Origin of the sequence: Metabacillus sp. 22489 (genome assembly GCF_052044855.1) — a bacterium.
GTDB lineage: Bacteria > Bacillota > Bacilli > Bacillales > Bacillaceae > Metabacillus > Metabacillus niabensis.
Map to the genome: position 1 here is coordinate 36,324 of NZ_JBQENT010000015.1, position 13,287 is coordinate 49,610.

General features: G+C 35.9%; 12 protein-coding genes and 1 riboswitch. Of the genes, 9 read left to right on the plus strand and 3 right to left on the minus strand.

The window, feature by feature from the left end; all coding sequences use genetic code 11:
• Nucleotides 1-131: 131 nt before the first annotated feature.
• On the minus strand, nt 132-983 hold the full coding sequence (locus ACTJJ9_RS10995) for a VanW family protein (protein ID WP_440768659.1): 852 nt from the start codon (nt 981-983) through the stop codon (nt 132-134).
• Between the two features lie 186 nt (nt 984-1,169).
• Between ACTJJ9_RS10995 and ACTJJ9_RS11000 the strand changes: the two genes are divergently transcribed.
• From ACTJJ9_RS11000 to ACTJJ9_RS11030, 7 genes are all read left to right on the plus strand, one after another.
• Nucleotides 1,170-2,147: a bile acid:sodium symporter family protein gene (locus ACTJJ9_RS11000; protein WP_145581804.1), complete on the plus strand. Its 978-nt coding sequence runs from the start codon at nt 1,170-1,172 to the stop codon at nt 2,145-2,147.
• A gap of 89 nt (nt 2,148-2,236) precedes the next feature.
• Nucleotides 2,237-2,337, plus strand: a riboswitch (TPP riboswitch).
• A gap of 139 nt (nt 2,338-2,476) precedes the next feature.
• Complete coding sequence (locus tag ACTJJ9_RS11005; RefSeq protein WP_145581805.1) at nt 2,477-3,769, plus strand: acetylornithine deacetylase; 1,293 nt, start codon at nt 2,477-2,479, stop codon at nt 3,767-3,769.
• A gap of 147 nt (nt 3,770-3,916) precedes the next feature.
• Nucleotides 3,917-4,591, plus strand: a complete 675-nt coding sequence (gene tenA, locus ACTJJ9_RS11010; protein WP_145581806.1) for a thiaminase II — start codon at nt 3,917-3,919, stop codon at nt 4,589-4,591.
• Entirely contained in the window at nt 4,584-5,354 is a 771-nt protein-coding gene (locus ACTJJ9_RS11015) for an ABC transporter ATP-binding protein (RefSeq protein WP_145581807.1), read from the plus strand. The genes tenA and ACTJJ9_RS11015 overlap by 8 nt, the downstream gene beginning before the upstream one ends.
• Nucleotides 5,351-6,103 carry an ABC transporter permease gene (locus ACTJJ9_RS11020; protein ID WP_145581808.1) on the plus strand — a complete coding sequence of 251 codons (753 nt, stop codon included), beginning with the start codon at nt 5,351-5,353 and terminating at the stop codon, nt 6,101-6,103. Before ACTJJ9_RS11015 ends, ACTJJ9_RS11020 begins: the two co-directional genes overlap by 4 nt.
• Complete coding sequence (locus ACTJJ9_RS11025; protein WP_095301481.1) at nt 6,100-7,104, plus strand: ABC transporter substrate-binding protein; 1,005 nt, start codon at nt 6,100-6,102, stop codon at nt 7,102-7,104. The genes ACTJJ9_RS11020 and ACTJJ9_RS11025 overlap by 4 nt, the downstream gene beginning before the upstream one ends.
• 215 nt (nt 7,105-7,319) lie before the next feature.
• Nucleotides 7,320-8,024, plus strand: a complete 705-nt coding sequence (locus ACTJJ9_RS11030; RefSeq protein WP_095301482.1) for an SAM-dependent methyltransferase — start codon at nt 7,320-7,322, stop codon at nt 8,022-8,024.
• A gap of 97 nt (nt 8,025-8,121) precedes the next feature.
• On the opposite strand, the gene ACTJJ9_RS11035 is transcribed toward ACTJJ9_RS11030, so the two are convergent.
• Nucleotides 8,122-8,880: a SurA N-terminal domain-containing protein gene (locus ACTJJ9_RS11035; RefSeq protein WP_095301483.1), complete on the minus strand. Its 759-nt coding sequence runs from the start codon at nt 8,878-8,880 to the stop codon at nt 8,122-8,124.
• A gap of 617 nt (nt 8,881-9,497) precedes the next feature.
• Between ACTJJ9_RS11035 and proC the strand changes: the two genes are divergently transcribed.
• Together proC and proB are read left to right on the plus strand one after the other, a co-directional pair.
• Nucleotides 9,498-10,346, plus strand: a complete 849-nt coding sequence (gene proC, locus ACTJJ9_RS11040) for a pyrroline-5-carboxylate reductase (protein WP_095301484.1) — start codon at nt 9,498-9,500, stop codon at nt 10,344-10,346.
• 77 nt (nt 10,347-10,423) lie between these two features.
• Entirely contained in the window at nt 10,424-11,554 is a 1,131-nt protein-coding gene (gene proB / locus ACTJJ9_RS11045) for a glutamate 5-kinase (RefSeq protein WP_095301485.1), read from the plus strand.
• Nucleotides 11,555-11,753: 199 nt separating this feature from the next.
• Here proB and ACTJJ9_RS11050 read toward each other — a convergent pair whose 3' ends face one another.
• Nucleotides 11,754-13,139, minus strand: coding sequence for an amino acid permease (locus ACTJJ9_RS11050; protein WP_145581809.1), 1,386 nt, complete (start codon nt 13,137-13,139; stop codon nt 11,754-11,756).
• Between the last annotated feature and the right edge of the window lie 148 nt (nt 13,140-13,287).

Below are 13,287 nucleotides of genomic sequence, written 5' to 3' on the forward strand. Positions count from 1 at the left end.
ATACATTATTTAAATGATTAAAATGAATCTTATTTAAGATATAAAAAATAGCTCAGTTTAAACAACTGTGCTATTTTTTATATCAATGTACAGCAATAAACTTTTGAAATGAAATGTCACTAGTGCCTTCTCTACTGAATACTAAATGTTTCAGAAGAGAAGATTTCAATGATGACGTGACTGTTTACGATTTTTGAACGAATAAGCAAAGGTTGCTGATGGAGGTTTTGAAACTTGAAATCAGGTCCATACCAGCTAACAGTAGCATCTCTTTTTGGCGGAACATATGTGACATTCCGACTGTGTGAATATCGTTCTACAATATTTACCCCTGCTATGTCAACTGCATTGAATAGAGTTGAGGAAACTTGACATATCCCCCCACCAATTCCTTCAGTTAATTCACCTTTAACAATCTCAGGGGCTGGTAAATATCCTCTTTCCGTTGTTCGTTCTCCAACGATCGCATTAAACGAAAATGTTTCTCCAGGAAATAGAACATAATTGTTAATTGCATTTGAGGCTAAGTGAATATTTTGCGCCCTTTCTTTATTTTTCGGATTAAAGGTTGTCTTATAGAAGCTAATTCGTTTTTGACTGATATTCTCAAGCAATTCACTATCAACTTTTGGATAAATCGTCTGCAGCGGAATTTCAATTGTTTCGTTATTTTTAGAAAAAAAGAAGGAATTAAACTTTTTTTTGAATAATTTGTGGTTAAGCTTGTATCCATTTTTTTCGCTAATCATATTTCCGTTTTTGTCTAATGAAGCATTTTGTGGCTTTTCGTAAACACTGCCTTCTAATTCCTTTACTAAATTGTCATATTTATCTTGATCAAGGAAAAGCTCTGAAAAAGGATATAGTGCGAAATCAGAACGACTTATTGTTTTCATTTCCATACCATTTAAGGTAAGCGAAACCTCATCAGCCATCGTACTTGTAAAAAGAGAAATGAATAGCATAAACGCAAAAAAACGCATTACTTCACCTCACTAAAAATGAGTGTTCTACGAAATAGTGTTAGTTAATATCGCTAAACTTATGTTTAAGAATAATTGGAAACAAGAGGTGTAATTATTTAAGTAAGCGTACATGAGGAAAAATCTTTGATACAATAGAAGAATATTCACGTAAGAAAAGTGAACAGTAAAAGTAGGAGAAATTTTATGCTTCAATCAATTAATAAACAACTTGAAAAATTAATGCCTTTTATCACACCTACGAGCGTCGTAATTGGCGTCGTTTTTACGGAACAATTCGTGTCACTGTCGTTTTTAATCCCATGGATTTTTGCGTTTATTACATTTTCTGGGAGTCTTAATTCGAGTTTATCCTCGTTAAAGGGTGTATTAAAAAGTCCTTTACCATTTGTTTTAGTTTTACTCATCTTACATATAATCATGCCGATTATCGCCTGGTGTACAGGACATATTATATTTCCGAACGACCAATTTACGATAACTGGTCTTATATTAGCAGCAGTCATTCCGACCGGGATTACGAGCTTTATATGGGTGACTATTTATAAGGGAAATATTCCGCTTGCTTTAGCGATTATCTTATTTGATACAATCTTATCGCCGTTTCTTGTGCCACATACATTAGCTTTATTAGTTGGACAAAAGGTAGAGATTAATACATTCTCAATCATGAATGGATTATTTTTTATGGTTGTTATTCCTTCAATACTCGGAATGCTTATTCATCAATGGACAAAAGGAAAAAGCGTGAAGGTTGGTACAGCTTTAGCGCCTTTTTCAAAATTGGGGCTTGGCTTTGTCGTAATGATTAATGGTGCCGTCGTTGCTCCATATTTAGTAAATATAACAAGGAAATTATTGCTAATAACTTGTACAGTGTTTGCTCTTGCTTTTATAGGCTATTTAATTGCTTGGTTCATTGGAAAATGCTTTAAGCAAAGCAGAGATACGACAGCAGTCATGATTTTTACTGGTGGAATGCGGAATATAAGTGCAGGTGCGGTTATTGCTGTTCAATACTTTCCGGCAGCTGTGGCTGTTCCGGTTATTATCGGTATGTTATTTCAACAGGTTTTAGCATCTATTTTCGGTTTTTTATTTGATCGCTTCGAAAGAAAATCCATTTCCGTTAAACCTGTTGACAATAAAATGAATGTTTCTTAATGGTCGTTCCTTCTTGCCAAACTTAGTAGATTGTGTTATTAATATTGATAATTAGTTAAACAGATTTTGAGTTTTAAAAATTTAATAGACTTCACCACTAGGGGAGCTTTATAGCTGAGAGAGACATTTGTCTTGACCCTTATTACCTGATCTAGATAATACTAGCGTAGGGAAGAGGTGTTTGAATGATAATGGAATTGCATATTTGTGCATGTTTTTCGTATAAATTGCCTATCATATTTACATTTCAAACCACTTCTCTCTGCGGAAGTGGTTTTTTTGTTGGCTAAAACTACTTCAATAAAAAAGAAATGAAAGGAGCGTTACATTTGTCACATAGAATTTCCGATCTTATCAAAGAGGTTGACAGAAGACAGGATGAATTAATTTCATTACTAAAAAAGCTAATTGAATTTAAAACACCTGCTCCACCGGCACGAAATACGAAAGATGCTCAGCACTTTGTAGCTAGCTTTTTACGTGAAAAAGGGTTTTCGATCGATATGTGGGATGTATATCCAAATGATCCGAATGTTGTTGGTGTCTTAAAAGGAGTAAATGAAAAACAGTACAAAAGCTTAATTATCAATGGCCATATCGATGTTGCTGAAGTAGGTGAGGATGAAAACTGGGAAAAAGACCCGTTTCAACCATATGTGAAAGATGGCGCAGTGGTTGGGAGGGGGGCAGCTGATATGAAGGGAGGATTAGCTGGAGCAATGTTTGCAATCCAATTACTTCATGAAGCTGGTGTGGAATTGCCTGGTAGCTTAATATTCCAGTCAGTTATTGGAGAAGAGGTCGGTGAAGCGGGAACTTTACAATGCTGTGAACGTGGGTATAAAGCTGATTTTGCAATCGTTGTTGATACGAGTGATTTACATATTCAAGGTCAAGGAGGAGTTATTACAGGGTGGATAACTGTAAAAAGTACCGAGACCTTTCATGATGCAACAAGAAGACAAATGATCCATGCGGGTGGAAAGCTTAAAGGTGCAAGTGCGATTGAAAAAATGACAAAAATTATTGCTGGCTTACAGGAGCTTGAACGGCATTGGGCAGTCATGAAAAGCTACCCAAAAATGGCACCTGGATCAAATACGATAAACCCGGCTGTCATTGAAGGTGGTCGACATGCAGCATTTATAGCTGATGAATGTAGACTTTGGATAACTGTTCACTATTATCCAGATGAATCACATGAGCAAATCATTAAGGAAATTGAGGAACATATTTTGCATGTTGCACACGCTGATCCTTGGTTAAGGGAAAATCCACCGCAATTTGAATGGGGTGGTAAGTCTATGATTGTTGATAGGGGTGAAATTTTTCCTTCGTTACAGATTGACCCAAATCATCCAGGGGTGAAACAGCTGGAGGGGGCACATCAGAATATAACGAATAAGCAAGCGATCGTTGATGTCTCGCCAACTGTAACAGATGGTGGATGGTTAGGTGAAGCAGGGATACCAACAGTCATTTATGGCCCAGGAGATTTACAACATGCACATGCCGTGAATGAGCAAGTGTCAATTGAACAGCTAGTAGCTTATACAAAGGTACTATTATCATTTATTTATGATTGGTGTCATACGAAAACAAATGTAATCACAATAAACTAATTTTGAAGTTGATACTCGTTTAGTTGCTTTGCTTACCGATAGAGGTAGAAACATCTATAATACGCTCTTTTTCCTCAGGAGTCTATACAGCTTTCATTTGATTTAATTACAGGCGTTAACGAGTTTAAAACTTTAGGGGGCTAACAAATGAAATTTACTGAGCAGTTACGCGAAAAGGTTTTACCAATATGGGAAAAAAATCATACTCATCCATTTGTTCTAGGGATAGGGAATGGCACATTAGCTAAAGAAAAGTTTCGATTTTACATGATTCAAGATTACTTATATTTAATTGAATATGCAAAAGTGTTTGCGTTAGGAGCTGTTAAGGCAAGGGATCTTGATACAATGGGGAGGTTTTCAAAGTTACTTGATGCGACATTACATGAAGAGATGGAGCTACATCGACAATATGCAAAGAAGTTTAACATTTCTACTAAGGAGCTGGAAGAAGCTAAACCATCACCAATTACACTTGCCTATACACACTATATGTTACAAGTAAGTCAAAATGGTACACTTGCTGAGCTTGTAGCTTCACTCCTGCCTTGTATGTGGAGCTATTGGGAGATTGGAAAAATATTAAATGAAGAACCTGGTGCGAGTGAACATGAATTTTACGGTGAATGGATTCGAATGTATGCATCTGATGAGTTTGGAAAGCTTGCGAATTGGTGTATCGATTTAATGGATCAATTAGCAGAGGGGAAATCAGATGCAGAGCTTAGACATTTGGTGGACATCTTCCTTAACACAACGAGATTTGAATACATGTTTTGGGATATGGCCTATCAAGAAGAGATGTGGCCTTTTGATGAATAATTTAGCATTACAATTCAAAAACGTTTCCTTTCATTATGAATCGGAAAAGGGGAAGCAATCAATTCTACAAGATTTTGATTTTCATATAAATGAAGGGGAGTTTGTCAGCATTATTGGTCCAAGCGGTTCAGGTAAGAGCACGTTATTTAAACTAGTAACAGGACTTGAACAGCCTACAGAAGGGGAAATTTTCCTCCGCAATAAGCTTGCAACGAAACGACTAGGTCAAGTCGGTTATATGCCACAGCATGACTTATTATTTCCATGGCGAACAATTATGGAAAATGCAGCTCTCCCACTTGAAATAAAGGGATTAAAAAAGAAGGAAGCCTATGAAAAGGTTTCTGTACTCTTAGATGATTTTGGACTTTTAGGGGTTGAAAAAAAGTTTCCCCATGAATTATCTGGAGGGATGAGACAGCGTGTTTCCTTCCTACGAACAATTTTGAGCGGATCGAAAGTATTGCTATTAGATGAACCTTTTAGTGCGCTTGATGCCATTACAAAAGTAACAATGCAGGAGTGGTTATTAGCTCAATGGCAAAGGCGGAAGGAGACGATTCTTTTCATTACCCATGATGTAAACGAGGCGCTGTTTTTATCTGATCGAATTTTTATCTTTACCGATACACCAGCAAGAAGGTTAGAAGAAGTAATTGTTCCATTATCACGACCAAGGAAGCTGAAAGATTTAAATGATCCTAAGATCCTTGAGCAAAAGGACTTTTTGTATGACCTGTTACGAAAGAAAGTGAAAATATGAAAACTGCAAAAAAATATTTGTCATCGATTCTTCTTGTTTTCGTTCTGCTTATTATTTGGGAAATCGGTGCAAGAGTAGTGAATATGGGATTTATTCTCCCTTCTCCGACAGATATTATCGTTAAGCTATGGGAGTTAAAGGTCGTTCTATTCGTTGAACATTTGCCTGCAACGCTTGGAATTATCTTAATAGGCCTACTCATTTCAGTTTGCTTTGGGGTTGCGCTCGCTGTATGGATGAGCTTAAGTGAGACGGTTGAACGAACGTTTTATCCGCTTATCATTTCATCTCAAACTATCCCGATTATTGCCCTTGCACCAATCTTTGTGCTTTGGTTCGGTTATTCCATTTGGAGTAAGGTTATGGTCACTGTACTGATTACATTTTTCCCAATAACAGTCAATACATATGACGGTCTAAAAAGGGCGAGTAAGGATTATAAGGATTTATTATTAACAATGGGTGCCAATAGGAAGGACATTTTCTTTAAGCTTCAGGTGCCAGCTTGCAGTCCTTATTTTTTCTCAGGTTTAAAGGTTGCCGTTACTCTAAGTGTCATTGGGGCTGCCATCGGGGAATGGATTGGCTCGCAGGCAGGGTTAGGGTATTTTAGCAGACGGATGATGACGCAATTTGATGGTGCCGGTGTATTTGCGCCAATTGTGTTGTTATCAGCAGTTGGAATCGGATTATTTCTTATCGTTGTAATCGTAGAAAAAAATATACTTAAATGGAGGAAACTCGATTGAAAAAGTTTGTCATCATTTTAATAATCAGCATCTTTAGCTTATTAACAGCTTGTGGAAGTAATCAAACTGCGGGTGAAAATAAAGAAGATAAGAAATTAAAAAAGGTTAGCATTATGCTTGATTGGTATCCAAATGCTGTTCATAGTTTTTTATATGTCGCAAAAGAAAAAGGCTATTTTGAAGAAGAGGGAATTAGTCTCGATATTCAATTTCCCGCAAATCCAACAGATCCAATTAATTTAGCAGCAGCAGGGAAAATCACTCTCGGAATCTCTTATCAACCAGATGTTATAATAGCTCGAGCAAATGAGGATGTAAACATTAAATCAGTTGGTGCGATTGTTCGCTCACCATTAAATCGTGTTATTTTTAATGAAGATAGTGATATTCAATCACCTAAGGATTTAGAAGGAAAAACAGTTGGGTATCCTGGTATCCCGTTAAATGAGTCATTAATTCAGTCAATGGTAAAAGCAGATGGAGGAGATCCGAATAAAGTAAAAATGATTGATGTTGGATTTGAATTAGGATCATCTGTTGTGACGAATAAAGTAGATGCAGTCATTGGGGCATATATAAATCATGAAGTTCCAGTTTTAAAGCATCAAGGCTATGAAACTCGAAATCTAAATCCGACCGATTATAATATCCCTAGCTATTATGAGCTCATCGCTGTAACAAGTGACCAAACATGGGAAAAAGAACAAGAGAGCATTGAAGCGTTCTGGAGAGCTGCTACGAAGGGCTATGAATATACAGCAAAGAATCCAAAGGAAGCGTTAGAAATATTATTGAAAAATCAGGACGAAGCTAATTTTCCTTTAGAAAAGGAAGTTGAGGTGCAAAGCCTAGATATTTTACTGCCATTAATGAAATCAGAGCAACAGTTTGGCAGCCAAGATAAAGAGCAATGGCAGGAAATAATAGGCTGGATGAAGGATGCTGGGTTAATTGAAAAAGAACCAAAGCTTGAAGATATCTTTATAAAAGTAGGAGAATAAGCTAGGGGATTTTTCAAAACACTCTGTTTAACTTGGTTGGCTATTGATTTCCGATTCAAGCATTCGTCTCACGTAGCTTTTCCGATCAGAAGTGCATAAAATTATCAACACTAACCTTTATCATAGCATTTCAAAAAATGGTTGTAACAGACAATAAAACCCCTTACACTAATTGGTGTTAGGGGTTAATTTTATTGAAAGAAAGGTGAGACGAGATGAGTAGAGTTGAGAACAAATTAGATTTAGACAGAATTGTATTTATTGGACGAAGCTATGAGGAATACATGGAGATGTTCTCTTTGAATGAAGAACTATTAAACGGGAAGAAAATTTTAGACTGTCCAGCTGGAGCATGTTCTTTTACCGCAATTGCATCTGAAAAGGGATATGATGTCACTGCGTGTGATCTTGTCTATTCGATTCCTGCTGAGCAAATAAAAAAGAAGGGGCTTCATGATATTCATCATGTTATTGGGAGTATGAATGATGTGAAGGATTCCTATGTTTGGGAGTTTCATAAGAATCTTGACCAATTAAACAAACATCGCAAAAATGCATTGCTAGATTTTGTCGAACATTTTGGGAAATTCCCTAGTAAATATGTAACTGCAATTCTGCCACAGTTACCATTTCAAAATGAACAATTTAATATAACCTTATCAGCACATTTTCTCTTTACGTACGGTGATCGTTTAGATTATTCATTTCATATCGAAACTATAAAGGAATTGCTTCGAGTAACAAAAAATGAAGTACGGATCTTCCCGCTAGTAGATTTAGAAGGGAAGCGCTCACCTTATATCGATCAGCTATTAGCTGAATTAAAGGATCTCATCGATTATGAAGAGGTAAATGTACCATATGAATTTCAAAAACATGCAAATACGATGTTAAAGCTATATAAAAAACGTAAATCGTGAAGCTAAAAAGAGCAGTGAGATAGTTTTCTCACTGCTCTTTTTGTAATCTGTTATCTAATGAACTAGAGCTAGTAGCAGGCAACTTGAAAAATCTGCATCAAATCTTTAATTCAATTTTCGCAGCTTTTTTCAATTCTTCAACCTTTTCACTTAGCTTTTCTTGAGTTTTTTGGGATTCTAAATTTACCTTTAATGTTTCTTTAACATCCTTATACTCTGGAACTTCTGTTGATTTATCATCAGATTCCTTTAATGAGCTAACCATTGTATCGTAATATTTTTTTACATCTTCCTCTTTTACTTCTTCAACCTTTAAGTCATTTTCGATATATTGACTATATCTTACTTCATCTGAGATCTGCTTCTTTAGCTCATCAAGTGTTATGTTGTTATTTTTTAGCGCTTGCTCAAACGCTTTTTCATCTTTATATTGTCCTTTAATTGTTTCCAGCTTCTTATTAATGGCTTCATCTGTTGCTTTATAGCCTTTTTTATCAACTTCCTGCATCAATAAAGTTTGTCCAACAAGGTTTTCGAGCGTATAATCCTTCACTTGTTTTGCGACTTCATCAGTTGTTGGGTCTTGTCCCATCTGTTGAAACGTCGTTTGTGCTATATTTAATTGTGCATTATAATCTGATCCTTTAAGTTCTTGACCATTTACGATCGCAACGACGGTATTTTCTTCAACCTTTTGCTTATCAAGCTTTTTTTGCATTTCCTTTGCTTCTGCAGCTGCTTCTTCATCTGATTTAGTTTCCGCAGTATTAGCTGACTCTTTCTTTTCATCATCATTACATGCAGTGAGTGAAAAGGTGAATAATCCGATTAATAAGAATAAAACATATTTTTTCATTAATATTTCTCCTTTCGTTAATGACCAAGAAATATCCCGTTAATCTCTTTATTAGGCGCTTTTTTAGTTGGGATAAATATAGTTCCTCTCATTTGCCTCAGGTAAGAAAGGTTATGAGCCGAAAATTTTAAGTCACGCCTATTTTAGACGGACATAGTCGAATTGTATACTAGTTAGAAGAAAAATAAAAGGATAAATAGTAGGATTAAAAAAAGATTTCTAATTATTTGTTATTAAACCATATTTCCCCATATATTTGGTGGCAGTGTAAACATCGCTTAACTTCATTTTGAGCGAGTAGGAACTAACTATTGAATAAATGATAGAAATCTATTAAAAATTTGAAATTTCTTCCTGTTATGGTATGAAGTGATTGAATTTTCACTCAATAAAACTTAAAAATAAGCGATGACAAGTGATTATGACTTATTAACAGTCCTTATCGTCATTTAACAATAGATGTTTACGCTTTCACTAACTAATTGGAAGAAATGCTCACAACCTTATTGTCTTACCTTGAATAAATATATCAGCATGTTACCATTGAAACGTAAAAGACAAATCGTTTTTTATTCCTTAATCCCTTTTTACAAAATTTTAGAAATTGGAGAGATGAGATGTTAGCTGACAAAAAGATTTTATTTATAGGCGCAGGCTCCATGGCTGAAGCGATGATTTCAGGTTTTGTTCAATCAGAAAAAATTTCCCCAAAACAAATTATTGTTACTAACCGAACGAATGAGAAGCGTTTAAGCGAATTAGAAAGCAAATATGGTGTTATTGGGTTAACGCAAAATCAGCTTTCCTTAACTGAAATAGATATTTTTATTTTTGCGATGAAACCAAAGGATGTTGCGAAAGCAATCGAAACGCTAAAGCATCATATTCAAGCAAATCAGCTCATATTATCTGTTTTAGCAGGTATCCCAACATCTTATTTTGAACAAATTCTTCAAAATGACCAACAAGTTGTTAGAGTTATGCCAAATACGTCAAGTATGATTGGCGAATCTGCGACAGCAATTTCCCCTGGTCTTCATACAACTGATGAGAAAATCCAATTAGCGAAATCTTTGCTTGAATGTATTGGGAGAATATTTATAATCGATGAGCAAAAGATGGATGTTTTTACAGGCATTGCCGGAAGTGGCCCAGCATATTTTTATTATTTCATGGAATATATGGAAAAGGAAGCATTGAAAGCAGGACTAGAGGTAGAAAACGCAAGACAAATCATTGCGCAAACGATTGTAGGGGCAGCAAAAATGGTTCAGGAACAGGAAGAGTCGCCGACTTTACTTAGAGAAAACGTTACATCACCAAATGGAACAACTGCTGCTGGAATAAGTGCTTTGGAAGTATATCAAGGCGGATTAGCTATCTCAAAAGCTGTTGAGTATGCAACAAAACGCTCAAAGGAAATAAGTGTTCAAATCAAAGATAGCATTTTAGTAAGTATTGATTAGAGTGGAAGCGCAAATTTAATCGTATCGTTAAGCTTTACGTCCAATTCTAAAGAGATTACTAATTCAGGAGTGATACAATGTCGACCCAATTAAACAACAAAAAACGGGTTGTAATAAAAGTAGGAAGTAGTTCATTAACAAGTCGACATGGAGAAATAAGTCGTCGTAAATTAGAGAAGCTAGCAGATGAAGTGGCAAAGCTGAAAGATGAGGGATATGAAATTGTGTTTGTTTCATCTGGAGCAGTTGCTGCTGGATATCGTAAGCTAGGGCTTATTGATCGACCGACATCTTTACCTGAAAAACAAGCAGCTGCCTCAATTGGGCAAGGCTTATTAATCGAGGCTTATTCAGAAATTTTTTTATCTCATGGCTATATAGCATCACAAATTCTCATTACCCGTAGTGACTTTTCGGATGAAAATCGCTATAACAATGTAAGAAATACATTAAATGTTTTATTAGAAAGAGGCATTATCCCAATCGTCAATGAAAATGATACCGTCACAGTCGACCGCTTGAAATTTGGCGATAATGATAATCTTTCCGCAAAGGTCGCCGGTTTAGTTGGTGCTGAACAATTGATTATTTTATCAGATATTGATGGATTGTACGATTCAGATCCTCGTAAAAATGAAGCAGCAAAATTACTTGAAAAAGTGTATGAAATTACTCCCGAAATAGAGGCAGGTGCTGGTGAGACGGGGAGCCATGTAGGCACTGGAGGCATGAAGTCAAAAATCGATGCAGTTAAAATCGCGATGGCATCGGGCATCTCAACATTTCTAGGTAAAGCAAGTATTCCGAATATTTTAATTGATGCAGTAAGCGGAAAAGCAAAAGGAACTTATTTTGAAGTAACCGATGAAACAGTAAATTTAAATCAAAAACGACAGTGGATTGCTTTTCATTCAGGCCCAAAAGGAGAACTCGTCATTTATCAGCCTGCAAAACTGTCAATCGCTGATCATAATCATAGTATTTATTCTTCAGACATTATGGAAGTAAAGGGCCAATTTAACAAAGGTGCTGTCATTCGGATTATCGACGAAAATGGCGAACGCATCGGCTTAGGTGTAGTTAATTACTCGAGTGATGAGATAATCAAAATAAGTAAACAAACTGAAAAAGAGCATGAAAAATATGAGATTGTTCATTTTGATGACTTAGTTTGTGAACTTGAATTATCACTACCGGTCGGTCTGTAAGAATATATGAAGTAGCTAAATATCGTGATCGACATTTTAGATGTCGGTCTTTTTTGTGTTGCTTGAGTTGTTATCTGAGTGTTTAAGGACATTCATGCGAAAGATCGAGCAGATGAAAAAAATGTAAGGGGAATGTTCATATGACTTACCAATGGACATAAGAAAAAGCCTTAGTTTTCGAAACTAAGGCGGTAATAATTTATTTATTCAACTGACTATGCTTCCGTGAATATGTGAAATAAATAATTAATCCGATCACAATCCAAATGATAAAGGCTTTCCATGTTACCGCAGGAAGGCTTGTCATTAAAAGAATACATAATATCGTACTAATCAATGGTAAAACTGGTACGAAAGGTACTTTAAATGCTCGCTTTAACGTTGGGTGTGTTTTTCTTAAAACAATGACTGCTATAGAGACTAATGTGAAGGCAGCTAATGTTCCGATATTTACTAAATGTGCCAATGTTGTTAAATCAATAAATCCAGCAAGTGCTGCAGCGATAAAGCCTGTGATCCACGTATTTAAATACGGTGTTTTAAATTTCGGGTGAACTTTTGAAAGCTTTTTAGGAAGTAATCCATCACGGCTCATCGAAAACGAAACGCGTACTTGCGCATATACCATAACGAGAAGGACGGTTGTAATTCCTGTGATGGCACCTACGGAAATCAGACCTGCTATTGTGTTTTGTCCGACAAATTGTAGAGTAAATGATACAGGATCAGCTACATTCAATTGAGTGTATGGAACCATTCCCGTTAAAATTAATGATACGATCATATATAACGCTGTACAAATTGCTAAAGAAGCAATAATTCCGATCGGTATATCGCGCTGTGGTTTTTTTACTTCCTCAGCAGCTGTTGCGACAGCATCAAACCCGATATAGGCAAAGAACACTGTTGCAGCACCTGTAATGATTCCTTCAAAGCCAAACGGTGCAAAAGGTGTCCAGTTATCAGGCTTTACATAGAATATTCCGGCAATAATAAATGCAACGATAACTGCGAGCTTTATTACAACCATAATATTATTGATTCGTTTACTTTCCTTCATCCCTCTAGATAATAATGCTGTAATTAGGAAAATAATAATAACCGCTGGTAAATTTATGATTCCTCCTTCACCTGCTCCAGGTGCAGAGGATAATTCTTTTGGGAAGTGAATCCCAAATCCGGAAAGGAGGGTTTGAAAATAACCAGACCACCCTGTAGCAACAGCGGCTATCGCAATTAAATATTCAAGAATTAAATCCCAGCCGATTAAAAAAGCAAAGAGCTCTCCAAGCGTAGCATATGTGTATGTATACACACTGCCTGAAATAGGTACGGTTGAAGCAAATTCTGCATAGCAAAATGCAGCTAATGCACAAGCAATCCCCGATAATATAAATGAAATAATTAATGCAGGACCAGCAGACTCTGCTGCAACCACACCTGTTAAAACAAAAATACCTGTTCCAATTACAGCTCCAATTCCTAACATTGTTAAATCAATCGCACTAAGTGTTCGCTCAAGTGTGCGCTGCTGACTTTGATGGATAAGCTGTGTAATTGATTTTTTTCTAAAAAGTGAACGCATATTTCCTCCAAGATGTTTTTTTGCAAAAATATAAATACTTAATAAAAAGCACAAAGTTTAGTATATTTTCATAATTTCTAAAAGTCAATATATCGTAATATAATAATCTTCAAAAAATTTTGCCTATATTGTATATTCTTTTCCATTT